The sequence below is a fragment of the Streptomyces sp. NPDC047014 genome, assembly GCF_040644195.1.
In the GTDB taxonomy this organism is placed as follows: domain Bacteria; phylum Actinomycetota; class Actinomycetes; order Streptomycetales; family Streptomycetaceae; genus Streptomyces.
The window spans coordinates 1-23,879 of record NZ_JBEYVX010000074.1 but is presented as its reverse complement, the minus strand read 5'-3'; the positions used below and the strand labels follow the sequence as shown (position 1 = coordinate 23,879).

Sequence of the window (23,879 nt, the reverse complement as noted above, 5' to 3'; positions counted from 1 at the left end):
TCGGCTCAGAGGTTCTGGACGACGCCCTCGGTGGCCTCGTTCCCGAGCCGGTTCGCGACCTGCTTCACCTTGTTCGCCACGCCGCCGACCGCACCATCCGTCGCGGCCATGGCGATCCTGGCCGTTGCCCAGCGGCAGCCGGCGCCGGTCGATTCGGGCCCGTCGGCGACGGCCGCGCTCCCGCCCGACCGAGCATCCCCGCAGCCGCAGCAGCCCCCGACGGGGGTCCACCCCGCCCTCCCCACGCACCGGTGTGTCGTGGCGAACGGCTCGTATTCACCTGGACCGTCACCGGTGCATCTCTAGCGTCACTCGCCGGAACAGCTCAACGGACTGGGGAGGGGTTCGCATGCTCATGCGGACGTCGGCCATCGGAGCCGTCGCCGGGGGACCGCCGCGTACGCCGCCACCACCAGCGGCGACGCCTACCAGTCCGTCTCCGCCGGGCAGACGGTCATCACGCAGTGGGGCAACGTCAGCACGTCGTACCACGCCCCCGAGGAGACACCCTCATGAGCGAAGCGTCGATGGGCGCGGTACCGGGCCTCGTCCTCGGATTCTGCGTCCTGGCCGTGGCGCTCGGCGTCCCGGCGGCCGTCTTCGCTCGCCGCACCACCGCCCCCGTCGTCCCGACCGTCCTCGCCGCCGTGTCCGTGGCGGGCATCGTCTGCGTCACCCTCCTGCCGGGCCTGTCCGCCGACGCGGGCCGCGGCACCCGCGACCTCGGCTTCGGACCCGCCGCGCTCGGCACGACGGCGGGGTGCCCGCTCCCCTGTGTGCCGCCGTCGCCTCCCGCAGGCCCCTGCTGACCGCGGCGGTCGCCGCCACCGAGAAGGCCGTCCAGTGGATGGGCGAGGTCTCCACGGCGTCATGCTCCCGATGCGCCTCGGCCTCGCCGTCACCGGAACGCCGGTCGTGCCCGGCCGTCCGGGCGGGGCGGGCAGGGGGGACGAAAACCCGCTGCGGTGAACGCCGTGCGGGCCTAGCATGGCGCGCCGTGCCTCACACCGAAGAGATCATCGAACAGGCCCTGCACCACATCGGGACCGGCTACGTCTTCCCCGAGAAGGCCGAGCGGATCGGCATCGCGATCCGCCGCCGCCGCGCGGACGGCGCGTACGACGGGCTGGACGGGCCCGCGCTCTGCGCGGCCGTCACCGCCGACCTCCAGGAGGTCTGCCCCGACAAGCACATGCGGCTGCTCTGGTCCGCGGAGCCCCTGTCCCTGGAGCCCGAGGACCAGGACGCCGGCCGCGCCGCCTTCCTCGCCCTGCTCCGCAGCGAGAACCAGGGCGTCCGGCGCGTGGAGACCCTGGACGACGGCGTCGCGGTCGTCCGGATCACCTACATACCCGGCACCGACGAGGGCGCCCCCGCCATGGGCGCCGCCATGCAGCTCGCCGCCGGCAGCACCGCCCTCGTCCTGGACCTCCGGTCCTGCCGCGGCGGCATGCCCGAGGGCGCCGCGATGTGGTGCAGCTACTTCTTCCCCGACGACCAGACCCACCTCAACGACATCCACGACGGCCCCACCGGCACCACCCGCCAGTACTGGACCGCCGGCCACCTGCCCGCGCCCCGCTACCTCGACCGCCCGGTGTACATCCTCACCAGCGCCCTCACCTTCTCCGGCGGCGAGGACGTCGCCTACACCCTCCAGGCCCACGGCCGCGCCACCCTCGTCGGCGAGACCACCCGCGGCGGCGCCCACCCCACCGTCCGGCACACCCTCACCGAGCACATCCAGGTGACGGTGCCGATCGCCCGCACCGTGAACACCGTGACGGGCGGCAACTGGGAGGGTGTGGGCGTCACCCCCGACCTCCCCGCCCCGGCGGACCAGGCCCTCGAAACCGCCCTCAAGGCGCTGGCGACGAGAACGGCCTCCGCCGCCTCCGCCTCGTCCGCCTCCTAGGGCCGGCCGCCCCGCGCCGCCGTCACGAAGGCGCGGATCAGCTCCGGGGACTTCACCCCGCGCTCCCGCTCGACGCCGCTGGAGACGTCCACGCCCCACGCCCCGGTCGTCTCCAGCGCCTCGCGCACATTGCCCGCGTGCAGCCCGCCCGCCAGCAGCCAGCGGCCCTCGGGCGCGGTGAAATCCGCCGCCCCCCAGTTCCACGGCTTCCCGGAGCCGGGGTCGGGCGCGTCCAGCAGCAGCAGGTCCTCCCCGTACGCACCGCAGCGCTCCACCGGCAGCGCGGTGGCCCGCAGCAGGGTCCGGCCGTCCGCGCGCAGCGCCGCGAACTCCTCGGGCCCCTCCTCGCCGTGCAGCTGTACGGCCCGCACCCCGCTCTCCTCGGCGAACCGCCGCACCTCCGCCACCGGCTGCCCGCGGAACACCCCGACGGTGAGCACCGACTCCGGCACCCGCGCCGCCAGCTCCCGCGCCGCCGCGGCGCCGACCGTACGGGGGCTGCCGGGGGCGAAGACGAAGCCGACGGCATCGGCTCCCGCCGCCACGGCGGCGTCCACGTCCGGCGCGGTCCGCAGCCCGCAGATCTTCACGAAGAGGTCAGCCATGCCTCCAGCGTATGCGGAGCCGCCCCGCCGTCTCCCGGGCTCTGCCCGGACCCGCGCCTCACACGCCGTCGGGGCCGGATCCGTGCCGTCAGCGGCCTCGTTGGGCGGGGCCCAGGAGCGTGCCGCCGATCGCCTCGGCGAGATGCGCCGCGCCGATCTCGTCCGGGTCCGCGAAGTGCGCGTAGACCGTGTGGCGGCCCTCCGGGTGTCCCTCGTTCAGGTCGAGTTCCACCCGCTGGTTCGTGGGGTCGGCCGACGCGGACGGGATCCCCGGCACCTCCGGCCAGGCCCCCCGCCACAGCATCGTGGCCACCCCGCCCCGCAGCACCCGCAGGAACGCCTGCTCCACCGCGCCCGGAGCCGCGTACGCGTCCACGGTCAGCGGCAGCGCGGCGGCCAGCTCGTGGTCGTCGCGCGGGAGTTCCGCGCCCAGGTACCAGGTGTCGGCCGCGGACCAGTAGTCCGACGGGTCGAACATGCCCGCCGGCAGCAGCGCCGCCATGCCCCGCGCCTCGGCCACCGTCCGCGTCCGCGCGCACAGCCACATCTCCGGTTCGAGCGGCCGCATCCGCGCGCACAGCATCCGGGCCCGGCGATGGGCCTCCCCGAGATCATCGGTCCGGAACACCGCGTAGGCCCACGAACTCCCCATGCGCGTACGTTCACACGCCCGCCCCCGCCCCGGCCATAGGTTTTACCGCCCGGACGGGCCGGGAACGCCCGAGGGCGGCACCCCCGTCGGGGTGCCGCCCTCGTTCGAGAACAGCCGATCGACCCTCAGGACGATCAGAAGTCCATGTCACCACCCGGCATGCCGCCGCCCGCGGGGGCACCGGCCTTCTCGGGCTTGTCGGCGATGACGGCCTCGGTCGTCAGGAACAGCGCGGCGATCGACGCGGCGTTCTGCAGCGCGGAGCGCGTCACCTTCGCCGGGTCGATGATGCCCTCGGCGATCATGTCGACGTACTCGCCGGACGCGGCGTTCAGGCCGTGGCCGATGGGAAGGTTGCGCACCTTCTCCACGACGACGCCACCCTCCAGGCCACCGTTGACGGCGATCTGCTTGAGCGGGGCCTCCAGCGCGAGCTTCACGGCGTTGGCGCCGGTCGCCTCGTCGCCGTCGAGCTCCAGCTTGTCGAAGACGGCGGACGCCTGGAGCAGGGCCACGCCACCACCGGCGACGATGCCCTCCTCGACGGCGGCCTTCGCGTTGCGGACGGCGTCCTCGATGCGGTGCTTGCGCTCCTTGAGCTCGACCTCGGTCGCGGCACCGGCCTTGATGACGGCCACGCCGCCGGCCAGCTTCGCCAGGCGCTCCTGGAGCTTCTCGCGGTCGTAGTCCGAGTCCGAGTTCTCGATCTCGGCGCGGATCTGGTTCACGCGGCCCTGGACCTGGTCGCTGTCACCGGCACCGTCGACGATGGTCGTCTCGTCCTTGGTGATGACGACCTTGCGGGCGCGGCCCAGCAGGTCGAGACCGGCGTTCTCCAGCTTGAGGCCGACCTCCTCGGAGATGACCGTGCCGCCCGTGAGGATGGCGATGTCACCGAGCATGGCCTTGCGGCGGTCACCGAAGCCCGGGGCCTTGACGGCGACGGACTTGAAGGTGCCGCGGATCTTGTTGACGACCAGGGTCGACAGGGCCTCGCCCTCGACGTCCTCGGCGATGATCAGCAGCGGCTTGCCGGACTGCATGACCTTCTCCAGGAGCGGCAGCAGGTCCTTGACCGAGCCGATCTTGGAGTTGACGATCAGGATGTACGGGTCGTCGAGAGCCGACTCCATACGCTCCATGTCGGTGGCGAAGTACGCCGAGATGTAGCCCTTGTCGAAGCGCATACCCTCGGTGAGCTCCAGCTCCAGACCGAAGGTCTGGGACTCCTCGACGGTGATGACGCCTTCCTTGCCGACCTTGTCCATGGCCTCGGCGATGAGCTCGCCGATCTGGGTGTCGGCGGCGGAGATGGAGGCCGTCGAAGCGATCTGCTCCTTGGTCTCGACATCCTTGGCCTGGGCGAGCAGGGCGGCGGAGACGGCCTCGACGGCCTTCTCGATACCACGCTTGAGGGCCATCGGGTTCGCACCGGCGGCCACGTTGCGCAGGCCCTCGCGGACGAGCGCCTGGGCCAGCACGGTGGCGGTGGTCGTACCGTCGCCGGCGACGTCGTCCGTCTTCTTGGCGACTTCCTTGACCAGCTCGGCGCCGATCTTCTCGTACGGGTCCTCGAGCTCGATCTCCTTGGCGATGGAGACACCGTCGTTGGTGATCGTGGGGGCGCCCCACTTCTTCTCAAGGACGACGTTGCGACCCTTGGGGCCAAGGGTGACCTTGACGGCGTCGGCGAGCTGGTTCATCCCACGCTCGAGGCCGCGCCGGGCCTCCTCGTCGAACGCAATGATCTTGGCCATCTGAAGTGGTCCTCCCGGACAGCGGTGGATTGCTCCCAGGACCGCGCCCGCGCCCGCGACGGACGGCCTGCGTGCCCGGCGGTTCCTTCCCACCGGACCCTGCGGGCCTCACCGACCCGGTCCTCGTTCAGTAGCACTCTCACTCGGAGAGTGCTAACGCCAATGATTAGCACTCGACCCCTCCGAGTGCAAGCGGCTCGGGAACAACGGGCCCCGGCGCCGCGCACACGCGAGGGGCCCACACCCCGTGTCCGGGATGTGGGCCCCTCGAAGGTCTTCCAGGTCTGCGGTGAAGACCGTGCGTCGGTGGTCGATGCTCCCAGGACTAGCCGAGCGCGAGCTTGACCATGTCCGCCTGCGGACCCTTCTGGCCCTGCGAGATCTCGAACTCGACCCGCTGACCCTCTTCAAGGGTGCGGTACCCGTCCATCTGGATGGCGCTGTAGTGGACGAACACATCCGCACCACCGTCGACCGCGATGAAGCCGTAGCCCTTCTCCGCGTTGAACCACTTGACGGTGCCCTGAGCCATGCCTAACTCCCCTATTACTGGCCCTTGCGCGGGAACGCACTTCGCGTTACCGGGTCAGAACTTGCGTCGGAACGCGTCGACCGAGGCTGAATGTATCTGCGCGAGTGCTGTCTGCAACAGGTCAATCCGACGAGAAATCTGGACACCGAGAAACATTGAAATAGAGTGAAAATTTGGAATATTCCAGGGCAACTCGGGCCCGGCATATCTCGCCAAAGCCCCATATCGCGCCCGCACATTGACCCGATGTCGACCCTCACGCGACCCGTACATATGCGGCGGGCAAGTCCAGCGGAGGGGACTTCCCCAACTCTACCGTGCCCAATCAAGCAGAATTACCCCCTCCGCTTTTCGCGGAGGGGGTAATTGCGGTGGAGCGGGGAGGGCCGGGAAGGGGCCCGGGAGGGGTCAGCAGCCGCCCGCGACCGCCGGGATGATCGAAACTCCGGCGCCGTCCGGCGTCACCGCCTGGAGCCCGCCCTCGAAACGCACGTCGTCGTCGTTGACGTAGACGTTCACGAAGCGGCGCAGCTTGCCCTGGTCGTCCAGGACGCGCGCGGCGATGCCCGGGTGGTTCTTCTCCAGGGACTCGATGACCTCGGCGAGGGTCGCGCCCTCCGCCGGGACCTCGGCCTGACCGCCGGTGTAGGTGCGCAGGATGGTGGGGATGCGGACGTTGACGCTCATGGCGCTACTGCCTTTCCGGAAGTTGCCGGGAGTTGCCGGGAGTACGGGAGGGATGCTCAGGCCAGGCCGGCGGCGCGGAAGGCGTCCAGGCTGGGGCGGATGGTGGCGGTCTGCCCGCTGTCCGCGGCCACCGCCTCCAGGGTCTTGAGGCCGTCACCGGTGTTGAGGACGACGGTGGTCAGCGCCGGGTCCAGGTGCCCGCTCTCGATGAGCTTCTTCGTCACGCCGACGGTCACGCCGCCCGCGGTCTCGGCGAAGATGCCCTCGGTCTGCGCGAGGATCTTGATGGCCTCGACCACCTGCTCGTCGTTGACGTCCTCCACGAAGCCGCCGGTGCGGCGCGCGATGTCCAGCACGTACGGGCCGTCCGCCGGGTTGCCGATCGCGAGGGACTTGGCGATGGTGTCGGGCTTCTGCGGGCGGACCACGTCGTGGCCGGCCTTGAAGGCGGTGGACACCGGGGAGCAGCCCTCGGCCTGCGCACCGAAGATCTTGTACGGCCGGTCCTCCACCAGCCCCAGCTTGATCAGCTCCTGGAGCCCCTTGTCGATCTTCGTCAGCTGGGAGCCGGAGGCGATCGGGATCACGATCTGGTCGGGCAGCCGCCAGCCCAGCTGCTCGCAGATCTCGTACGCCAGGGTCTTGGAGCCCTCGCCGTAGTAGGGGCGGAGGTTGACGTTGACGAAGCCCCAGCCCTCGCCCAGCGGGTCCCCGATGAGCTCGGAGCAGAAGCGGTTGACGTCGTCGTAGTTGCCCTCGATGCCGACCAGGTCGCCGCCGTACACCCCGGCCATGACCACCTTGCCCTGCTCCAGGTCGTGCGGGATGAACACACAGGAGCGGAAACCGGCCCGGGCGGCCGCGGCGCCGACGGCGCCGGCCAGGTTGCCGGTGGAGGAGCAGGAGAGGGTGGTGAAGCCGAAGGCGCGGGCCGCCTCGACGGCGATGGCCACGACGCGGTCCTTGAAGGAGTGCGTCGGGTTGCCGGAGTCGTCCTTGACGTAGAGCTTGCCGGTGACGCCCAGTTCCTTGGCCAGGTTGGCCGCGTCGACGAGCTTGGTGAAGCCCGGGTTCAGGCTGGGCTTCCCGGCCACGTCGGCGGGGACGGGCAGCAGCGGCGCGTAACGCCAGATGTTGTTCGGGCCGGCCTCGATCGCCGCGCGCAGGGCCTCCGGGTCGCCGGTGGGAAGCTCGTAGGAGACTTCCAGCGGACCGAAGCACTCGGCGCAGGCGAAGATGGGGCCGAGCGCGAAGCGGGTACCGCACTCGCGACAGGAAAGGCCGTTGGCGGGTCCGAGATCGACAGAGGTGGCGACAGTCTGTGCAGCCATGATGGCGAGGCCCTTTCTCCTCATCTTCCCCATGGCGCATTTCGCCATGAGACGGAATTGGCACCTTCCCTAGCCGGGGCCTCGCCGACGTGCGCTGACGCGCGATCGCGAGAACCGGCTGGAGGGTTGCCGGGGCTTCAACGGGCCGTGTCCCTCTGCCCCTCTGGATGAGCGGTATGGCGCCGGCACGCGCGCTCTGCGGCGCGCCGGTGCGTTTGTACGCGGGGACCCCCGGCATGCGGTGGTCCTTCGCGTTGTTCAAGACTGTAACCGAAGGGACGGGCGGTTGAGACAGCCGTCCGAACCGCGAGATGGATCACAAAACGGCCGATTGCGCCGCTACGCAGGGAGTGCTGAGGGTGCTGGAAGAGGTGGAGCGCTGGCTGGCCGACCGCTCCTGGTCCGCCGCCGACCGACCGCTCGACCAGCTGCTCGACCGGAAACGGGCGGCCGGGACCACGGTCAGCGTGGTCCTGCCCGCGCTGGACGAGGAGGCCACGGTCGGCGCGATCGTCGAGACGGTCCGACGGGAACTGATGGAGGAGCTTCCGTTCCCTCTGGTGGACGAGCTGGTCGTCGTCGACTCCGGTTCGCGCGACCGCACCGCGGAGGTCGCGGCGAAGGCGGGCGCCCGCGTGGTGCACCGCGACGAGATCCTGCCCCGGATCCCGGCCCTGCCCGGCAAGGGCGAGGTGCTGTGGCGCTCGCTGCTGGTGACCGGCGGGGACGTGGTCTGCTTCGTCGACGCCGACCTGCGGGACTTCTCCGCCTCCTTCGTCTCCGGCATCGTCGGCCCGCTGCTGACCGACCCGGACGTGCAGTTCGTGAAGGCCATGTACGACCGGCCGCTGGGGGACGCGCCCGGACAGGGCGGCCGGGTCACCGAGCTGGTCGCCCGCCCCCTGCTCAACCTGCACTGGCCGCAGCTGGCCGGCTTCGTCCAGCCGCTGGGCGGCGAGTACGCGGTCCGGCGCTCCCTGCTGGAGCGGCTGCCGTTCCCCGTCGGCTACGGGGTCGAGCTGGGCCTGCTCGTGGACGCGCTGCACACCGTCGGACTGGACGCGCTCGCCCAGGTGGACGTGGGCGTACGGCTGCACCGCCATCAGGGTGGTCAGGCACTGGGCCGGATGGCCGCGGCGATCTACCGCACCGCCCAGGTCCGGCTCTCGCGCGGGCATCTGGTCCGCCCGGAGCTGACGCAGTTCGAGCGGGGCCCGGCGGGCTTCGAACCGCGCACGTACCCCGTGGACACCGAGGAGCGGCCGCCGATGGCGGAGGTGGAGGAGTACGCCCCGCGCGACGTGGCGTGACCGCGGCCATGGTTTGAGCCCCGGCGGGCCGGGCTAGGTTCGCGGCATGGCTTCCCAGGTACTCGTAGCCGCGAACCGCGGCCCGCTCTCCTACGCCCTCACCGACGACGGCACGCTCAGTGCCCGGCGCGGCGGGGGCGGTCTCGTCTCCGGCCTCTCGGCGGCCCTCGCGCGGCAGCCGGAGGCGCTGTGGATCTGCGCGGCGCTCTCGGAGGCGGACCGGGAGGCGGTGCGCAGGGGGGTCTCCGAGCCGGGGGTCCGGATGCTGGACATCGATCCCACGATGTATGACGACGCGTACAACGGGATCGCGAACTCCGTGCTGTGGTTCACCCACCACCACCTGTACGACGTGCCGCGCGAGCCGGTATTCGACGCGGCGTTCCGGCGGCGCTGGGAGTCGTACACCGCCTACAACCTGGCCTTCGCGCGGGCCCTGGCGCAGGAGGCGGCGCCGGGGGCGGCGGTCCTGGTGCAGGACTACCACCTGGCGCTGGTCCCGGGGCAGCTGCGGGAGCTGCGGCCGGACCTGCGCATCGCCCACTTCACGCATACGCCGTGGGCCTCGCGGGAGTTCCTGGACATGCTGCCGGAGGACGTGCGGGAGCAGCTGGTGCGCGGGATGCTCGGCGCGGACGTGGTCGGCTTCCACACCCGCGCCTGGGCCGACGCCTTCGTGGCGGCGGCGGGCCCGGAGGAGGCGGGGCGGGTGGCGGTGTTCCCGCTCGGGGTCGACGCGGAGGAGCTGCGGGGGCTGGCGTACCGGCCGGAGGTGGACGAGAAGCTGGCGGCGCTGCGGGCGGAGGTGGGCGACCGGAAGACGATCGTCCGCGTGGACCGGACGGAACTCTCGAAGAACATCCTGCGGGGGCTGCTGGCCTACCGCGAACTCCTGACGGCCCACCCGGAGTGGCGGGACCGGGTGGTCCACCTGGCCTCGGCCTACCCCTCCCGGCAGGACCTCAAGGTGTACCGGGACTACACGGCGGCGGTGTCGGAACTGGCGGCGGAGATCAACGCGGAGTTCGGCACGGAGGGCTGGCAGCCGGTCCTGGTCTCGGTCCAGGACGATTTCACGCGCTCGCTGGCGGCGTACCGCATGGCGGACGTGGCCCTGGTGAACCCGGTCCGGGACGGCATGAACCTGGTGGCGAAGGAGATCCCGGTCGTCTCCGAATCCGGCGTGTCCCTGGTCCTCTCCACAGGCGCGGGCGCCCACGAAGCCCTCCAGGCCGACGCCTTGACGGTCAACCCGTACGACGTCTCGGCGACGGCCACCGCCCTCCACGAGGCCCTGTCCCTCCCCGGGGAGGACCGCGAGGCCCGCACAAAACGCCTGTCGGCGGCGGCCACCACCCTCCCCCCGTCAGCGTGGTTCGAAGCCCAACTGTCGGCCCTGACCCGCTGATCGCCGGACGGGCTAGAAGCACGGGGCTCCGCCCCGGACCCCGCTCCTCAAACGCCGGAGGGGCTGAATTTGCCCACCTCAGCCCCGCCATATCCAGCCCCGCCGGCGTTTGAGGCGCGGGTCCGGGCGGAGCCCGGTTGTTTCAGCCTCGCCGGCGTTTGAGGCGCGGGGTACGGGGCGGAGCCCCGATCTTTGGCCTCAGCGGGGAGTGCTCAGGCACGCCAACTCCAGCCTCGCCGGCGTTTGAGGCGCGGGGTGCGGGGCGGAGCCCCGGTCTTTAGCCTCGCCGGCGATTGAGGCGCGGCCCCGTCAGGGGTGGAGGGCGGCGGCCAGGGTCGAGAGGAAGGCGGCTACCGCCGCGGGGCCCGGGAGGGTGAGGTCGGCCCGGGCCGAGAGTTCCGGAACCTCCGCCGAGCCGCTGCACACGAGCAGCCCAGGCACCCCTTCCGCCCGCCGCTTCTCGACCGCCGAGTACGCCGCCAGGTCACCCAGGTCGTCCCCCGCGTACAGCACCGCCCCCGCCCCCCGCTCCGCGAGGAACTCCGTGAGCGCGACCCCCTTGTCCATGCCCGGCGGCCTCAGCTCCAGCACGGCCCGCCCCGGCTCCACCATCAGCCCGTGCCGCGCCGCCAGCGCGGCCAGCGGTTCCCGCAGGGCGGCGAACGCCGCCGCCGGGTCCGCCGCCCGCCGCGTGTGCACCGCCAGCGCGCGGCCCTTCTCCTCGATCCACGTGCCCTGCCACGCCCCGATCGAGTCCAGGAACCCCGGCAGCTCGGCCCGTACCGCCGCCACCCCGGGATGCTCCGCGGGCGCGGACACCGTCCCCGACACCGCGTCCCACCGCTCGGCCCCGTAGTGTCCGAGCACCACCAGGTGCTCCAGCCCCGCGGCCCCGGCGAAGCCGCCGTACCGGACCGCGACCCCCGCCGGCCGCCCCGTGATCACCGCGACGGAGTCCACCCTCGGCGCGAGCGCCGACAGCGCGGGCAGGGCGTCGGGATGGGCTCTGGCCTGGTCGGGGTCGGGCACGATGTCGGCGAGGGTGCCGTCGAAGTCGAGGGCGATCACGGCGCGGCGCGGGGCGGCGAGCAGGGCTTCGAGTCCCTCGCGTCCGGCTGCGGTGACGGGCATCGGCAGATCGTGCGGCTGGCTCCCCATACGCACGACCCTAACGGCCCAGCGCGGCCACGGCTATCGCCTCGCCCGCTGCGCCTCCCGGATGCGCCGCAGGCGGTTGACCGTGCCGGGGGCGTGCTCCAGGGCGCGCGGGTCGTTGATGAGCGCGTTGAGCAGCTGGTAGTAGCGGACGGGGGTCATCCCCAGCCCTTCCCGTATGGCCCGCTCCTTGGCCCCGGGCCCGGGCCAGGTGCGCGCCTCGTACGCGAGCACCGCGGCCTCCGTGGCCGTCAGCCGCCCCTCGTCCGTCATACCGCCAGGTTAACTCCGCGCTCCGACAACGCTCCCGTCAGCGCCCCGGCAGCCGCCCCGCCGGCCGGCCCCGGAGCACCCCGCCCCGGAGCCCGCCGCCTCAGCGCGGATCCGCCGCCCGCGCCGACGCCGCGATGTCCTCCAGGACCTTCGCCGGCTGCCCGCCCGGCTGCACGGCCCGGCCGATGTTCTGCTTGATGTCCTCGCTCACGCCCGCCCAGGACTTCTTGCCCGCCGGGTACAGCCGCGAGCCGGGCAGCGCCGTCAGGAACGGCTTGAGCTGCGCCGCCGAGCCCCCGGTCGCCGCCTGCTTGGCCTGGTAGCCGGTGGTGGTGGCGGGCAGCAGGTCGTACTTGTCCGTGAAGGCCGTCACGTTCTTCGGCTGGTAGAGGAAGTCCAGGAACTTGCCGGACTGCTCGCGGTGGCCGTTCTTGAAGGCCATGATCCAGTCGGCGACGCCCATCGCGGGCTGCGGGGAGCCGTCGGAGGTGGGCAGCTGCACCATGCCGAACTTCACCCCCTTCGCCTCGGCCTGCTTCATCAGCGTGGGGTGCCCGTTGAGCATGCCGACCTCGCCCTTGGTGAAGGCGTCGAAGGCGGCCTGCCGGTCCAGCTTCGCGGGCTCGACGGGCCCGGTCAGCCCCTGCCCGACCATCTTGTCCCGCAGGAACTCCAGCGTCTTGACGTTGTCCGCGGAGTCGAGCGAGTAGCCCTCCTCGTTGTCGGTGTAGCCGCCACCGCCCGAGAGCATCCACATCATCGTCTCGGCCTGCGCCTCCTCGCGGCCCAGCGGCAGCGCGAAGGGGGTGGCCACGCCCGCGCCCTTGAGCTTCTTGGCCGCCGCCTCCAGCTCGGCCCAGCTCTTGGGCTGCCAGCCCTTGCCGTCCTTGGGGATCACGCCCGCGTCGCCGAGCAGCTTCTCGTTGAAGAAGAGCAGCCGGGTGCTGGAGACGAAGGGCATGCCGTACTGCGTCTGCTTGACCTTGCCGGCGTCCGCGAGCGGGGCCAGGAAGTCGGCCTCGGTCTTCACCGAGAGCAGTTCGGCGGTGGAGTACAGCTTCCCGGCGGCGGCGTAGTCCGCGTAGGCGCCGATCTGCGCGATGTCGGGGGCCTTGCCCGCCTTGACCATCTCCGCGACCTTGGCGTCGACCTCGGACCAGGAGTACACGCTGACCTCGACCTTGGTGCCGGGGTTCTCCTTCTGGAAGGCGTCCGCGAGGTCCTTCCAGTAGGCGGCGGAGGAGTTCTGCGGATTGTCCCCGTAATCGGCCGCCACGACCCGCAGGGTCACCTCGTTGTCTCCGGTGAGTCCGTCGACGGCTCCGCAGCCCGTCAGCGTCACAGCGGTCAGGCACAGTGCGGCGCCGGACGCGGCCAGGCTCAGGTAACGGCCCTTCACAGGTATCGATCCACTCCTTGTTGTACGTACGATCCACGTAAGGTCTACACCACTTTGGCGGCTCGTCCACATCCGGCCGCCGGCCGGGTGCCCGATTTTGTATGGCCACTCAACAATCGCCTCCAATGGACTAGACCTTTCCCCGCCGAGCACGCGAGACTGTCTCTGTGAAACCCGTGAAACACGTCATCGCCCTCGATGTGGGCGGCACCGGGATGAAGGCCGCCCTCGTCGCCGAGGACGGCACCCTGCTCCACGAAGCGCGCCGGGCCACCGGCCGCGAGCGGGGCCCCGACGCCGTCGTCGAGACGATCCAGGACTTCGCCGCCGCACTCCTCGCCACCGGCCGGGAGCGCTTCGGGCGCGCCGCCTCGGCCGCCGGGGTCGCCGTCCCCGGCATCGTCGACGCCGGCCACGGCATCGCCGTCTACGCGGCGAACCTCGGCTGGCGCGACGTACCCCTGCGCGCGCTGCTCACCGCGCGCCTCGGCGGCATCCCCGTGGCCCTCGGCCACGACGTGCGCACGGGCGGACTCGCCGAGGGCCGCATCGGGGCCGGACGCGGCGCCGACCGCTTCCTCTTCGTCCCGCTCGGCACCGGCATCGCCGGCGCCATCGGCATCGCCGGGCGCATCGAGGCCGGCGCCCACGGCTACGCGGGCGAGATCGGCCACATCGTGGTCCGCCCCGGCGGCCCCGCCTGCGGCTGCGGCCAGCACGGCTGCCTGGAGACCCTGGCCTCCGCCTCCGCCGTCAGCCGCGCCTGGGCCGCCGCCTCCGGCGACCCCGAGGCCGACGCGGCGGACTGCGCCAAGGCCGTCGCCTCCGGCGACCCGCGCGCCCAGGAGGTCTGGCGGGCGGCCGTCGGCGCCCTCGCCGACGGGCTGGTCACCGCGATCACCCTGCTCGACCCGCGCACGCTGATCATCGGTGGTGGTCTCGCCGAGGCGGGGGAAACCTTGTTCACACCACTACGGAAGGCCGTGGAGGAGCGCGTGACGTTCCAGCGGCTCCCCCACATCGTGCCGGCGGCCCTCGGGGACACCGCCGGCTGCCTGGGCGCAGGGCTGCTCGCCTGGGACCTACTCGCCACGGAGGTACCGGCCTGATGTCCGGAAGCGCACACAGCACTGTTCTCTCCGGCGCGAGGGTGGTGCTGCCCACCGGGACCGTGGCGGGCGGCCGGGTCATCGTCGAGGGCGAGCGGATCGCGGGCAGCGCGCACGAGGGCGCGCACGTCACCGACCTGTCCGGGCACTGGATCGTCCCCGGCTTCGTCGACATGCACAACCACGGCGGCGGCGGCGCCTCCTTCACCTCCGGCACCGCCGAGGACATCCTGCGCGGCGTCCGCACCCACCGCGAGCACGGCACCACCACCCTGGTCGCCTCCACCGTCACCGGGGACCTGGACGAACTGGCCCGGCGCGCCGCGCTGCTCGCCGAGCTGACCCAGCAGGGCGACCTGGCCGGCATCCACTTCGAGGGGCCCTTCATCAACCCCTGCCGCAAGGGCGCCCACAAGGAGGACCTGCTCCGCGACCCCGACCCGGCCGAGGTCCGCAAGCTGATCGACGCCGCGCACGGGGCCGCGCGCATGGTGACCCTCGCCACCGAACTCCCGGGCGGGCTGGACTCCGTACGCCTCCTGGCCGAGCAGGGGGTGATCGCCGCGATCGGGCACACCGACGCCTCCTACGAGCAGACGCGCGCCGCCATCGACGCGGGCGCGACCGTGGCCACCCACCTCTTCAACGCCATGCCCGGCCTCGCCCACCGGGAGCCCGGCCCGATCGCCGCGCTGCTGGAGGACGAGCGGATCACCGTAGAGCTGATCAACGACGGCACCCACCTGCACCCGGCCGCCCTGGAACTGGCCTTCCACCACGCGGGCGCGCACCGCGTGGCGCTGATCACCGACGCCATGGACGCGGCGGGCTTCGGCGACGGGACCTACCACCTGGGCCCGCTGGAGGTCGAGGTCAAGGACGGCGTGGCCCGGCTCGTCGAGGGCGGCTCCATCGCCGGCTCCACCCTCACCCTGGACACCGCCTTCAAGCGCTCGGTCACCGTGGACCAGCTGCCGGTGGAAGCCGTGGTGCAGGCCATCTCCGCCAACCCGGCCCGGCTGATCGGCCGCTACGACGAGATCGGCTCGCTGGAGCCGGGCAAGTACGCGGACCTCGTCGTCCTGGACGCCGCCTTCGACGTCAAGGGCGTCATGCGGCGCGGCGAATGGATCGTCAGCCCCGGCGCCTGAAAGGTGATCTGACGGCCGGGAGGCCGGAGCGGGCGGGGCGGACGGCCCGCGGGACTGGGCCGGCCGCCGTCTGTTTGGCATGATCCCGGCAGCAACAGACCCGGGGGTGCCCATGATCCTGACCGTGACGCTCAACACCGCACTCGACGTCACCTACCGCGTACCGCGGCTGCTTCCGCACGCCTCCCACCGGGTGACAGCCGTCAGCGAACGCGCCGGCGGCAAGGGCCTCAACGTCGCCCGTGTGCTGGCCGCCCTCGGCCACGAGGTGACCGCCACCGGCTTCGCGGGCGGCCCCGCGGGCGACGTCGTACGGGAGCTGCTCGCACGGGCCCCCGGCGTGCGCGACGCCCTGCTCCCCTGCGCGGGCCCCACCCGCCGCACGGTGGCCGTGGTCGACGAGACCTCCGGCGACACCACGCAGTTCAACGAGCCCGGCCCGCTCGTCTCCCCCGCCGAGTGGGCCCACTTCCTCGACCGGTACGCGGAACTCGTGCGCGCGGCCGGAGCCGTGGCCCTCTGCGGGAGCCTCCCGCCGGGCGTCCCCGTCGGCGCCTACGCGGCGCTGGTCCGCACGGCCCGCGCGGCCGGGGTCCCCGTCCTGCTGGACACCAGCGGCGAGGCCCTGCGCCGCGGGGTGGCCGCCCGGCCCGAGATCATCAAGCCGAACGCCGCCGAACTGGCCGAGCTGACCGGCTCCCGCGACCCGCTGCCCGCCACCCGCGACGCCCGCCGCCGGGGCGCGCACGCGGTGGTCACCTCCCTCGGGCCCGACGGGCTGCTGGCCGCCACCGCCGAGGGCGCCTGGCGCGCGGCCCCGCCCCGCCGGCTCGCCGGCAACCCCACCGGAGCCGGGGACTCCGCCGTCGCGGGCCTGCTGTCGGCGCTCACGGAGGGCCTGGACTGGCCGGACCGCCTCAGCCGCGCGGTGGCCCTCTCCTCGGCCACGGTCCTCGCCCCGACGGCGGGAGACTTCGACCCCCGCACCTACGAGGAGGTACGGGGGTCGGTCACGGTCCGGCCCGCCTAGCGGGAGCCGTCGCGGATCAGCCCTGCTCCAGCCACAGCTGGTCGAGCACCACGTCGCACTGGTTGCCCGCCTCGCAGGAGATCTTGATGGTGTTGGCGCCCTGCTTGAGGTCCACCAGCGAGTAGGTGTTCGTCCAGCCCTTGGCCCAGTCGCCCGCGGCGGCCTTCGAGAAGTTCGCCATGTTGATCGGGCGGGACTGCGCCTCGCCGTTGATGGTCAGCGTGGTGTTGGCGTCCTTGCCCGGCACCCCGTAGGTCATCTTGAGCTTGTACTTGCCCGACTTGGGCACGTCCAGCGACCAGGTGGCCGCCGCCCCCTGCGCGTTGAGGCCGCCGACGTACTGGCCGTCGGTGCTCTTCGCCCCGGGGATGGTGCTCTGCAGGTTCGCGCCGCCGGTCAGGGACATGCCGCTGCCGCCGAAGTCGGCCTTCGGCAGCGGGGCCTCCGAGGGCTTCGTGCTCGGGGCGGGGCTCGCCGGGTTCTGCGGGGCCGCGGACTGCTGGCCCGCGTTGGCCACGGGCTCTTCCTTGCCCTTGTCCTTGTCCTTGTCCCCGAAGGCCAGGGCCGCGCCGATACCGATGGCGACCGCGCCGACCACCGCGACCGCGGCGATCAGCAGGCCACGGCGGCTGGAACCGCCGCCCCCGCCGTGCCCGCCGGAGCGCGAGACGGTCTGCGTCTGGTGCTGCGGGGGCTGCGCCTGCGGCGGTACGCCGTAGCCGTTGGCCTGGAGCGCCTCGGGAGCCTGGTACTGGGCCTGGTAGCCGGGCTGCTGCCCGGGGCCCTGCTGCTGGGGCACGGGTCCGCGCTGGCCGCCGCGCCGGTCACCGACCGTCCGCACCTGGTGGTGCGAGGTACGGGGAACACCGGGCTGCGCGCCGGGGTGACCGCCCGACGTGCCCCCCGGGTAGCCGTATCCACCGCCCGACGTGGGCGGGGCCGCTCCACCGGCCTGGCCGTCCGCGTAGAGGTACCCGAACGGATCATCGTCCTCGGGCTTGTTCGCCCCACCGTGCGGGCCGTTGTTCGCGGGCGTCGTCATCGCAGGTCACTCCTTTCGACCCACGGGAGCCTACCCCGAACAGGTGCACCCACGGGCGGCCGACCGGCTCAGCCGGCCCTGCGGTGCGCCTTGGAACGGGACCGCTTCTCGATGTACATCCGCTGGTCGGCGGAGCGCAGCACCTCGTCCGCGGACATCCCGCAGCTGGCCCAGCCGATCCCGAAACTGGCGCCGACGCGCACCGCCCGGCCGTCCACCCGGATCGGCGGGATGATCGCGTTGCGCAGGCGGACGGCGAGGTCGGCGGCGTCCGCGGCGCCGAGCCCGTCGGCGAGGACGACGAATTCGTCACCCCCGAGCCGGGCGACGGTGTCCCCGTCCCGGACGCCCGTCGTCAGCCGCCGGGCCACCTCGATCAGGACGGCGTCGCCGGTGTGGTGCCCGAAGCGGTCGTTGATCGACTTGAAGCCGTCGAGATCGCAGAAGAGCACCGCGAGCCCCTTCGTGCCGTCGTCGACGTCGGTGGCGGGCGCCACGGTGTGCACGTGGTGGTCGTAGGGGCCGTCGGCGGCGGCGGGCGGGGCGCCGGGGAAGTCGTAGGAGTCGGCCCCGGTGTACCGGTCGGCGCCCGGACAGCCGTCGGCGGCCGGGTAGCCCTCGGTGGTGGGGTAGCCCTCGGCGGCGTCGGGCCGGAACGCGTGCTCACCGCCGCCGTCCGCCCCGCCCCGTACGAGGTGGCCGTCGTGCGCCTCGAAGGCGGCGTCGAGCGCTTCGATGGCGCTGGCCCGCGCGGACTGCGGCCTGCGGCACAGCCGCGCCGAGAGCCGGGCTCTCAGCTCGGCGCTGTTGGGCAGGCCGGTCAGCGAGTCGTGGCTGGCCCGGTGGGCGAGCTGGAGCTCGTGCCGCTTGCGCTCCTCGATGTCCTCGACGTGCGTGAGCAGGAAGCGCGGCCCGTCGGCGGCGTCCGCGACCACCGAGTTGCGCAGCGAGACCCAGACGTACGTGCCGTCGCGGCGGCCGAGGCGCAGCTCGGCGCGGCCGCCCTCGGCGGAGGTGCGCAGCAGGGTGCCGATGTCCTCGGGGTGGACCAGGTCGGAGAAGGAGTAGCGGCGCAGCACGGAGGCGGGCCTGCCGAGCAGCCGGCACAGGGCGTCGTTGGTGCGCAGCAGCCGGCCGTGCTGGTCGCCGCCCATCTCGGCGATGGCCATGCCGCTGGGCGCGTACTCGAATGCCTGGCGGAACGACTCCTCACTGGCGCGGAGCGCCTGCTGCTCCCGCTCCAGCCGGACCAGGGCGCGCTGCATGTTCGCGCGCAGCCGGGCATTGCTGATCGCAATCGCCGCCTGGAAGGCGTACATCTGGAGGGCCTCGCGTCCCCAGGCGCCGGGGCGGCGGCCGTTGCGCGGTCTGTCCACCGAGATGACACCCAGAAGTTCCCCGCCGGACGCGTACATGGGGGCGTAGAGCCGGTCCTCGGGATGCCACTCGTCCTCGAACCGCGGATCGGGGCCGTCGGTGTGCCACTGCGGGACGTCGTCCTCCAGCAGGACCCAGCCCTCGGTGTGCGGGATGAAGCGGAGGCCGTCCCAGCACTCGCCCATCGTCAGGCGCCGCTCCCACGAGGCGCGGGACCCCACGCGACCTGTGATGAGGGCTTCGGCGGCGGGGTCACCGGCGAAGGCGGCGACGACCAGATCGCCGTCCGGGCGAACGAGGTTGACACAGGCGAGCTCGTAGCCGAGGCCCACGACGATGCCGTCCACGACGGTCTGCAGAGTGTCCGCCAGGCTCCTGGCCGTATTGAGATCGGCCACCACCCGGTGCAGCTGCCGCAGGGTCGCAAGACGGACGTACGGCTCCGACTCGGTCTCCATTGCTCGCTCTCCCCGAGACCTCGACAGCAACTCCAGTTTTGTCATCGGCGTTTCGTTGCGGTGTCCCGTCCACTGAATCACAGTGAGCTGTGCGGCCGGTACACAGGGTCAACAAATCTTGCCCTCTGTGACTCAAGTCACATGAGATGAATAACGATGCGCGCGGAGGCCCGCCGAGACCCGTACCACCGGGAAGCGCTCCCCTGCCTTCCCGTGAGCAAACGATACGCCCGGGACCTAGGACGAGGGGCGGGGGCACGACTCGGACCGGGGCCCGATGTGCGCCACGAGAGGGCGAGATTAGCGTTTCCCTGTGCCGAAGACGACCCCTGTACCCGCCCCGCACCCCACCGGCCCGCATGCTGGAGGGGTGAGCAACGACGAGTTCCGGGCCGCGATGTCCCGACTGGCGGCGGGCGTCTGCCTGATCACCGCGCACGAGACCCCGCTGACGGCGGACGGCCCGCGCGGCGAGGACGTGGGCATGACGGCCACCGCCTTCCTGTCCGTCTCCCTCGATCCGCCCCTGGTGCTGGTGAGCCTGCGCGAGGGCTCCCGGATGGACGACCTGCTGGAGGAGCAGCCGCTGTGGGCGGTCTCGGTCCTCGCCGACCACCAGCTCCAGGTCGCGGGCCGCTTCGCGATGAAGGGCCGGATCAGCGACCGGCTGCTCTTCGCGGACCTGCCGTACACCCGGGGCGAAGCCTCGGGGGCGCCCCTGCTGACGGGGGCGCTCGCCACGCTGGAGTGCCGTACGGAGAACCGCGTGGCGGCGGGCGACCACACCCTGGTGATCGGCCGCGTCCTGACGGCGGCCCTGCCGGCGCCGGAGTCGAACCCGCTGACGTACTTCCGGGGGCGGTACCGGCATCTGCGGGGGTAGGGGCGGGGGTGCGCGCCCGGCGCGGGGCGAGGGCGCGCGCGGCGCGGGGCGGGGGCGCGCGGCGCGGAGTGGGTGCGCGCCCGGCGCGGGGTGGCGGCTACCAGTCGCGGCTGTTGCGGCCGCGCTTCGTCTCCGACCGGGCCTTCTTCTCGCGCAGCCGCCGCTCGTTGATCCCGCGCGGGATCTTCGTCGGCCGGCGCTGCTTCGGCGGCGGCGCCGTCGCCTCGGCCAGCAGCGACGCCAGCCGGACCAGCGCCATCTCCCGGTTGCGCAGCTGGGAGCGGTGCTCGGAGGCCCGTACGGTCACCACCCCGGCCACGAGCCGGCCCGCCAGGCGCTCCAGCGCGCGCTCCTTCCAGACCTCGGGCAGGGCCTTCGTAGCACCGAGGTCGAAGAGCAGTTCCACGCGCGAGTCGGAGGTGTTCACGTGCTGGCCGCCCGGCCCCGAGGACCGCGAGAAACGCCAGGAGAGCTCCCCCTCGGGGAGCACGACCGCACCGCGGATGACATAGGGACCAGGCATGCCCCCTATGATCCGCGCCCGCCGCGCCGCCGTCACCCTCATTTGCGGGCCGCCGCCGTCCGGGCCGCCGCCTTCCGGGCTGCCGCCGTCACGGGATTTTCCGGCCGGGAACTGCACGCACCTCTCGTGGCGTTAGAGAGGTCAGCGGTACTTTGACCGCCTGTAGGTGCATGTTGGATGGATGAGGAAAGGGACAATCCCATGGCTGTCAGCCTGTCCAAGGGCGGCAACGTCTCGCTCACGAAGGAGGCCCCGGGCCTCGCCGCCGTCACGGTCGGTCTCGGCTGGGACGTCCGGACCACGACCGGTGTCGACTTCGACCTCGACGCCTCGGCCATCGCCGTGAACGCGATGGGCAAGGTCGTCTCCGACGGTCACTTCGTCTTCTTCAACAACAAGTCCACCCCGGACCAGACCATCGTCCACACCGGTGACAACCGCACCGGCGAGGGCGCCGGCGACGACGAGGCCATCAACGTCAACCTCGCGGGCCTCCCGGCCGACGTGGACAAGATCGTGTTCCCGGTCTCCATCTACGACGCCGAGTCCCGCAGCCAGAACTTCGGCCAGGTCCGCAACGCGTACATCCGCGTCGTGAACCAGGCCGGCGGCGCCGAGATCGCCCGCTACGACCTCTCCGAGGACGCGGCGACCGAGACCGCGATGGTCTTCGGCGAGCTCTACCGCAACGGCGCGGAGTGGAAGTTCCGCGCGGTCGGCCAGGGCTACGCCTCGGGCCTCACCGGCATCGCGCAGGACTTCGGCGTCAACGTCTGACCCTGCCCCCGGGCACGAGCGGAGCCCCCTCCCGGCCGTCCGGGGAGGGGGCTCCGCCGGGGGCCCCTGGCGGATCGGGCCCCGTCGCTCTCACACGGGCGACTCCTCGCCGTACAACCACACGTCCCACACCTGCTTCAAGCTCTGCCCGGTCTTCTCCTCCGCGTAGGCGGTGAAGTCGGCCGTGCTGGCGTTGCCGTGCCGGTGGTCCGCGGCCCAACCGCGCAGCAGCGCGGAGAACTTCGCGTCGCCCACCTCCTGCCGGATCCGGTGCAGGACCATCGCGCCGCGGTAGTAGACCGGGTTCCCGGAGATGTCGTCCGGGCCGGGCGGGGCGGCCGGCGGGAAGGCGTCCCAGTCGGAGTCCGCGGCCTCGTCCACCGAGGTGTCCCCGTCCACGAACGCCCGGAACCGCTCCTCGGCCGTGGGCCCGCCGTGCTCCTCGGCCCACAGCCACTCGGCGTAGGTCGCGAAGCCCTCGTTCAGCCACATGTCCTTCCAGGACTTCGGCGAGACGGAATCACCGAACCACTGGTGGGCCAGCTCGTGCAGGACCAGTTCCTCGGTGGGCGCGCCCGGATAGACGGGCTTGGTCTGCGTCTCCAGCGCGTACCCGAGGGCCTGCGGCGGTACGACGATCGCGCCCGCCGTCCCGAAGGGGTACGGCCCGAAGCGCCCCGCCCCCCACTCCACCATCTCGGGCACCCGCGCGAGCACCTCGGCACTGGCCCCCGCCTCACGCGGCGACACCGCCGTGTACACCCCCACACCGGAGGGGGTGCGCCCCGTACTCACCTTGTACGGGCCGATGGCGGCGGTGGCGAGGTAGCTCGCCATCGGCTCGGGGTTGTGCCAGGCGAACGCGGTCCGCCCGCCGGGGCGTTGCGTACGGGAGCGCAGCTCGCCGTTGGACACGGCCTCGAAACCGTCGGGAACGGTAAGGGTGATGTCATAGGTCGCCTTGTCACTGGGGTGGTGATTCCCGGGGAACCAGGTCATCGACCCGACCGGCTCCCCGACGGCGACGGCCCCGCCGTCGGAGGTGGTGATCCACCCCTCCTTGGAGCCGTCCGGATCGGAGAGCGCCTTGGGCCGCCCGCTGTACCGCACCTCGGTCGAGAAGACCTCGCCCTTCTCCAGATCCTCGGCGGGCCGCACGGTGAGCTCGTTCCCGGTCCGGTTGTACCGGGCCCCCTCACCCTGCACGCGCACACTGTCGACGCGGAGCCCGCTGAGATCGAGGTTGAAGGAACTCAGCCCCTGCGTGGCCCGCGCGGTGATCACGGCCGTCCCGTCCAGCACCCCCCGGGCCGGGTCATAGTCCAGCTCAAGCCCGTAATGCTCGACCTGGTACCCCCCATTACCGGCCTTGGGAAAATACGGATCCCGCACCCCAGCCGCGCCGGGCCGCCCCTGCACCGTGCTCCCCGTACACCCACTGAGAAGCACGAGCAGGACGGCGAGACCGGGGGCGACGAGACGGACGGGCGCACGATTTTCCACGCCCCGATCCTAATTCGCCCGCTATACGCCCCCTGCTCCCTACTTCCCGAGGGAGTCGACCCCCACCTTGGCGAACTTCTCATCCAGTTCCCCACTAGGAGCACCGGCCACACCGATACCCGCGACGGGCGCCCCGGCCGCCTGGACGGGGGCGCCGCCGCCGAGGAAGAGGGTGCCGGGGATGTCCTTGAGGTTCGGCGTCTGCGCGAGCCGGCCGGCGAGCACGGAGGTCGGCGCGTTCCAGGACACGGCGGTGTACGCCTTGCGCTGCGCGGACTCGTAGGACTGCGGCCCGGCACCGTCGCCGCGCAGGGTGACGATCGTATTCCCGTTCCGGTCCACGACGGCGACGGTCACCTTCTGGTTCTCAGCCGCAGCGGCCCGCAGCGCGGCCTGCGCGGCACGGGTGGCGGCGTCGACGGTGAGGTGGGTGGAGGTGGTGAAGTTCTTCCCGGCGGCGGGGGCGGAGGCGGCGGCACTAGGCTCATGCCCAGCGCTCACACTGGCACTGGCGCTGGCGCTCACAGCCCCGAAGGCGCCTGCGCCCAGGGCGACGGCGAGGGCGGTACCGGTGAGAACGCGGGTGCGGTTCTTCATCTCTACTCCTGAGTACGACGGGTCGGAACGCTCACTGCACGAAGGCCAAGAAGCCCCCGCGCACTCCCTCCACCCTCCCCGCACCCCCACCCCTCCCCCATCCCCGCACCGGCTCCCCCTCCCCACCCCACCGGCTGACCCCCACATCAACCAATCGGCTGACGCCCAAACCCCCCGGGGACGTCAACGATGGACGCAGCCCCGCCAACTCCAGCCCCGCCGGCGTTTGAGGCGCGGGGCCCGGGGCGGAGCCCCGATCTTTCAGCCCCACCAACCCGCCACTTCCCGGCTACGCCGACCAACCCAGCCCCGCCACATCCAGCCCCGCCGGCGTTTGAGGCGCGGGGGCCAGGGGCGGAGCCCCAATCCCAGCCGCGCCACATCCAGCCCCGCCGGCGTTTGAGG

Annotated in this window: 23 protein-coding genes and 1 riboswitch; of the genes, 9 read left to right on the top strand and 14 right to left on the bottom strand. The window is 72.4% G+C overall.

What is annotated here, in order from left to right:
* Positions 1–512 precede the first annotated feature (512 nt).
* Together ABZ873_RS27410 and ABZ873_RS27405 are read left to right on the top strand one after the other, a co-directional pair.
* Complete coding sequence (locus ABZ873_RS27410; protein WP_360877103.1) at positions 513–809, top strand: hypothetical protein; 297 nt, start codon at positions 513–515, stop codon at positions 807–809.
* A 188-nt stretch (positions 810–997) separates the two neighbouring features.
* Positions 998–1,915, top strand: coding sequence for a S41 family peptidase (locus ABZ873_RS27405; protein WP_360877100.1), 918 nt, complete (start codon positions 998–1,000; stop codon positions 1,913–1,915).
* On the opposite strand, the gene ABZ873_RS27400 is transcribed toward ABZ873_RS27405, so the two are convergent.
* From ABZ873_RS27400 to thrC, 6 genes are all read right to left on the bottom strand, one after another.
* Positions 1,912–2,520 carry a phosphoribosylanthranilate isomerase gene (locus tag ABZ873_RS27400; RefSeq protein ID WP_360877097.1) on the bottom strand — a complete coding sequence of 203 codons (609 nt, stop codon included), beginning with the start codon at positions 2,518–2,520 and terminating at the stop codon, positions 1,912–1,914. The genes ABZ873_RS27405 and ABZ873_RS27400 overlap by 4 nt on opposite strands.
* Positions 2,521–2,608: 88 nt before the next feature.
* Positions 2,609–3,172, bottom strand: coding sequence for a hypothetical protein (locus ABZ873_RS27395; RefSeq protein WP_360877094.1), 564 nt, complete (start codon positions 3,170–3,172; stop codon positions 2,609–2,611).
* A gap of 134 nt (positions 3,173–3,306) precedes the next feature.
* Positions 3,307–4,929 (bottom strand): chaperonin GroEL, encoded by a 1,623-nt coding sequence (groL, locus tag ABZ873_RS27390; protein ID WP_360877091.1) that lies wholly within the window; start codon positions 4,927–4,929, stop codon positions 3,307–3,309.
* 325 nt (positions 4,930–5,254) lie between these two features.
* On the bottom strand, positions 5,255–5,461 hold the full coding sequence (locus tag ABZ873_RS27385) for a cold-shock protein (protein ID WP_030009783.1): 207 nt from the start codon (positions 5,459–5,461) through the stop codon (positions 5,255–5,257).
* A gap of 408 nt (positions 5,462–5,869) precedes the next feature.
* On the bottom strand, positions 5,870–6,148 hold the full coding sequence (locus tag ABZ873_RS27380) for a MoaD/ThiS family protein (RefSeq protein ID WP_030769511.1): 279 nt from the start codon (positions 6,146–6,148) through the stop codon (positions 5,870–5,872).
* A gap of 56 nt (positions 6,149–6,204) precedes the next feature.
* Positions 6,205–7,503: a threonine synthase gene (gene thrC / locus ABZ873_RS27375; RefSeq protein WP_360877088.1), complete on the bottom strand. Its 1,299-nt coding sequence runs from the start codon at positions 7,501–7,503 to the stop codon at positions 6,205–6,207.
* A riboswitch (SAM riboswitch) is annotated at positions 7,497–7,653 on the bottom strand. (Overlaps the previous gene by 7 nt.)
* A gap of 185 nt (positions 7,654–7,838) precedes the next feature.
* Here thrC and ABZ873_RS27370 point away from each other — a divergent pair.
* Entirely contained in the window at positions 7,839–8,789 is a 951-nt protein-coding gene (locus ABZ873_RS27370; protein WP_360877085.1) for a glucosyl-3-phosphoglycerate synthase, read from the top strand.
* Between the two features lie 46 nt (positions 8,790–8,835).
* Positions 8,836–10,197: a trehalose-6-phosphate synthase gene (locus tag ABZ873_RS27365; RefSeq protein ID WP_360877082.1), complete on the top strand. Its 1,362-nt coding sequence runs from the start codon at positions 8,836–8,838 to the stop codon at positions 10,195–10,197.
* Between the two features lie 309 nt (positions 10,198–10,506).
* Here ABZ873_RS27365 and otsB read toward each other — a convergent pair whose 3' ends face one another.
* From otsB to ABZ873_RS27350, 3 genes are all read right to left on the bottom strand, one after another.
* A complete protein-coding gene (otsB, locus tag ABZ873_RS27360; RefSeq protein WP_360877079.1) occupies positions 10,507–11,355 on the bottom strand; it encodes a trehalose-phosphatase in 849 nt (282 codons plus the stop codon).
* A gap of 33 nt (positions 11,356–11,388) precedes the next feature.
* Positions 11,389–11,625 (bottom strand): DUF3263 domain-containing protein, encoded by a 237-nt coding sequence (locus ABZ873_RS27355; RefSeq protein WP_360877077.1) that lies wholly within the window; start codon positions 11,623–11,625, stop codon positions 11,389–11,391.
* 100 nt (positions 11,626–11,725) lie between these two features.
* The gene (locus ABZ873_RS27350; RefSeq protein ID WP_360877074.1) at positions 11,726–13,024 is read right to left on the bottom strand and encodes an extracellular solute-binding protein; all 1,299 of its coding nucleotides are present in this window, start codon (positions 13,022–13,024) and stop codon (positions 11,726–11,728) included.
* Positions 13,025–13,200: 176 nt separating this feature from the next.
* Between ABZ873_RS27350 and ABZ873_RS27345 the strand changes: the two genes are divergently transcribed.
* The 3 genes from ABZ873_RS27345 to ABZ873_RS27335 all read left to right on the top strand — a co-directional run bounded on the left by ABZ873_RS27345 (position 13,201) and on the right by ABZ873_RS27335 (position 16,314).
* The gene (locus ABZ873_RS27345; RefSeq protein WP_360877134.1) at positions 13,201–14,133 is read left to right on the top strand and encodes an ROK family protein; all 933 of its coding nucleotides are present in this window, start codon (positions 13,201–13,203) and stop codon (positions 14,131–14,133) included.
* A complete protein-coding gene (gene nagA / locus ABZ873_RS27340) occupies positions 14,133–15,284 on the top strand; it encodes an N-acetylglucosamine-6-phosphate deacetylase (protein ID WP_360877071.1) in 1,152 nt (383 codons plus the stop codon). The genes ABZ873_RS27345 and nagA overlap by 1 nt, the downstream gene beginning before the upstream one ends.
* 112 nt (positions 15,285–15,396) lie before the next feature.
* Positions 15,397–16,314 (top strand): 1-phosphofructokinase family hexose kinase, encoded by a 918-nt coding sequence (locus ABZ873_RS27335; protein WP_360877068.1) that lies wholly within the window; start codon positions 15,397–15,399, stop codon positions 16,312–16,314.
* Between the two features lie 16 nt (positions 16,315–16,330).
* Here ABZ873_RS27335 and ABZ873_RS27330 read toward each other — a convergent pair whose 3' ends face one another.
* Complete coding sequence (locus tag ABZ873_RS27330) at positions 16,331–17,356, bottom strand: CBM35 domain-containing protein (RefSeq protein ID WP_360877065.1); 1,026 nt, start codon at positions 17,354–17,356, stop codon at positions 16,331–16,333.
* Between the two features lie 68 nt (positions 17,357–17,424).
* Positions 17,425–19,191, bottom strand: coding sequence for a diguanylate cyclase CdgB (gene cdgB / locus ABZ873_RS27325; RefSeq protein ID WP_360877062.1), 1,767 nt, complete (start codon positions 19,189–19,191; stop codon positions 17,425–17,427).
* Positions 19,192–19,504: 313 nt separating this feature from the next.
* Here cdgB and ABZ873_RS27320 point away from each other — a divergent pair, with 313 nt between their 5' ends.
* Complete coding sequence (locus ABZ873_RS27320; RefSeq protein ID WP_360877060.1) at positions 19,505–20,074, top strand: flavin reductase family protein; 570 nt, start codon at positions 19,505–19,507, stop codon at positions 20,072–20,074.
* Between the two features lie 97 nt (positions 20,075–20,171).
* Here the strand turns inward: ABZ873_RS27320 and arfB are convergent, their stop codons facing one another.
* The gene (arfB, locus tag ABZ873_RS27315) at positions 20,172–20,597 is read right to left on the bottom strand and encodes an alternative ribosome rescue aminoacyl-tRNA hydrolase ArfB (protein WP_360877057.1); all 426 of its coding nucleotides are present in this window, start codon (positions 20,595–20,597) and stop codon (positions 20,172–20,174) included.
* Positions 20,598–20,798: 201 nt separating this feature from the next.
* On the opposite strand from arfB, the gene ABZ873_RS27310 reads away from it, so the two are divergent.
* Complete coding sequence (locus ABZ873_RS27310; RefSeq protein WP_030854704.1) at positions 20,799–21,374, top strand: TerD family protein; 576 nt, start codon at positions 20,799–20,801, stop codon at positions 21,372–21,374.
* A gap of 90 nt (positions 21,375–21,464) precedes the next feature.
* Here ABZ873_RS27310 and ABZ873_RS27305 read toward each other — a convergent pair whose 3' ends face one another.
* Positions 21,465–22,877 carry a M1 family metallopeptidase gene (locus tag ABZ873_RS27305; protein WP_360877054.1) on the bottom strand — a complete coding sequence of 471 codons (1,413 nt, stop codon included), beginning with the start codon at positions 22,875–22,877 and terminating at the stop codon, positions 21,465–21,467.
* Between the two features lie 39 nt (positions 22,878–22,916).
* Positions 22,917–23,474 (bottom strand): heme-binding protein, encoded by a 558-nt coding sequence (locus ABZ873_RS27300; protein WP_360877051.1) that lies wholly within the window; start codon positions 23,472–23,474, stop codon positions 22,917–22,919.
* Positions 23,475–23,879: the final 405 nt, after the last annotated feature.